This is a genomic window from Nocardioides ginsengisoli (assembly GCF_039537225.1).
Taxonomy (GTDB): Bacteria; Actinomycetota; Actinomycetes; order Propionibacteriales; family Nocardioidaceae; genus Nocardioides; species Nocardioides ginsengisoli.
In genome coordinates this window covers 1-2,331 of sequence record NZ_BAABAC010000057.1, presented here as the reverse complement: position 1 = coordinate 2,331, position 2,331 = coordinate 1, and the positions used below count along the sequence as shown (strand labels likewise).

Annotated in this window: 1 rRNA gene; it reads left to right on the top strand. The window is 56.4% G+C overall.

The window, feature by feature from the left end:
- Window positions 1-2,331, top strand: a 23S ribosomal RNA gene (locus tag AB4880_RS26055); the annotation flags it as partial.

Sequence of the window (2,331 nt, the reverse complement as noted above, 5' to 3'; positions counted from 1 at the left end):
GCCTTGTGTATGGGGGTGACAGCGTGCCTTTTGAAGAATGAGCCTGCGAGTTAGCGGCACGTGGCGAGGTTAACCCGTGTGGGGTAGCCGTAGCGAAAGCGAGTCCGAATAGGGCGTTTGAGTCGCGTGTTCTAGACCCGAAGCGGAGTGATCTATCCATGGGCAGGTTGAAGCGCCGGTAAGACGGCGTGGAGGACCGAACCCACTTCAGTTGAAAATGGAGGGGATGACCTGTGGATAGGGGTGAAAGGCCAATCAAACTCCGTGATAGCTGGTTCTCCCCGAAATGCATTTAGGTGCAGCGTTGCGTGTTTCTTGCCGGAGGTAGAGCACTGGATAGCCGATGGGCCCGACCAGGTTACTGACGTTAGCCAAACTCCGAATGCCGGTAAGTGTAAGCGTGGCAGTGAGACTGCGGGGGATAAGCTTCGTAGTCGAAAGGGAAACAGCCCAGACCATCGGCTAAGGCCCCTAAGAGGTGGCTAAGTGGAAAAGGATGTGGAGTCGCAGTGACAACCAGGAGGTTGGCTTGGAAGCAGCCACCCTTGAAAGAGTGCGTAATAGCTCACTGGTCAAGTGATTCCGCGCCGACAATGTAGCGGGGCTCAAGCCATCCGCCGAAGCCATGGCAGTTCCATGTAACCCAAGCCGTAATTGGTTCAGGGTTGGAACTGGGTAGGGGAGCGTCGTGTCACGGGTGAAGCGCCGGAGTGATCCAGGTGTGGACGTGACACGAGTGAGAATGCAGGCATGAGTAGCGAATCACGGGTGAGAAACCCGTGCGCCGATTGATCAAGGGTTCCAGGGTCAAGCTAATCTGCCCTGGGTAAGTCGGGACCTAAGGCGAGGCCGACAGGCGTAGTCGATGGACAACGGGTTGATATTCCCGTACCGGCGAAATGGCGCCCATGATGAGCCCGGTGATGCTAACCACCCAAAGCATCTGGTATCAATCCCTTCGGGGTGCGAGCCTGGTGTGGAGCGTGGGACCCGACCCGGTAGTAGTCAAGCGATGGGGTGACGCAGGAAGGTAGCCCAACCGCCGCGATGGTAGACGGCGGGTAAGCATGTAGGGGGTGTGGTAGGCAAATCCGCCATGCAGCCGTTTGTTCGGTGACCCTGAGATGTGATGCCGACCCCGTATGGGGGAAGTGGGTGATCCTATGCTGCCGAGAAAAACCTCTAGCGAGCCATGAGCCGCCCGTACCCGAAACCGACTCAGGTGATCAGGTAGAGAATACCGAGGCGATCGAGACAACCATGGTTAAGGAACTCGGCAAAATGCCCCCGTAACTTCGGGAGAAGGGGGGCCTGGAACGTGACCCCACTTGCTGGGTGAGCGGGAAGGGCCGCAGAGACCAGGGGAAAGCGACTGTTTACTAAAAACACAGGTCCGTGCGAAGTTGTAAGACGATGTATACGGACTGACTCCTGCCCGGTGCTGGAAGGTTAAGAGGACGGGTTAGACGCAAGTCGAAGCTCAGAATTTAAGCCCCAGTAAACGGCGGTGGTAACTATAACCATCCTAAGGTAGCGAAATTCCTTGTCGGGTAAGTTCCGACCTGCACGAATGGAGTAACGACTTTCCTACTGTCTCAACCATGGACTCGGCGAAATTGCACTACGAGTAAAGATGCTCGTTACGCGCGGCAGGACGGAAAGACCCCGGGACCTTTACTATAGTTTGGCATTGGTGTTTGGTTCGGCTTGTGTAGGATAGGTGGGAGACTGTGAAGCCTCGACGCCAGTTGGGGTGGAGTCATCGTTGAAATACCACTCTGGTCGTACTAGATGTCTAACCTAGGGCCATGATCTGGTTCAGGGACAGTGCCTGATGGGTAGTTTAACTGGGGCGGTTGCCTCCTAAAGAGTAACGGAGGCGCTCAAAGGTTCCCTCAGCCTGGTTGGCAATCAGGTGACGAGTGTAAGTGCACAAGGGAGCTTGACTGTGAGACAGACATGTCGAGCAGGGACGAAAGTCGGAACTAGTGATCCGGCCACTGCGAGTGGAAGCGTGGTCGCTCAACGGATAAAAGGTACCCCGGGGATAACAGGCTGATCTTCCCCAAGAGTCCATATCGACGGGATGGTTTGGCACCTCGATGTCGGCTCGTCGCATCCTGGGGCTGGAGTAGGTCCCAAGGGTTGGGCTGTTCGCCCATTAAAGCGGCACGCGAGCTGGGTTTAGAACGTCGTGAGACAGTTCGGTCCCTATCCGCCGCGCGCGTAGGAAACTTGAGAAAGGCTGTCCCTAGTACGAGAGGACCGGGATGGACGAACCTCTGGTGTGCCAGTTGTACCGCCAGGTGCATGGCTGGTTGGCTACGTTCG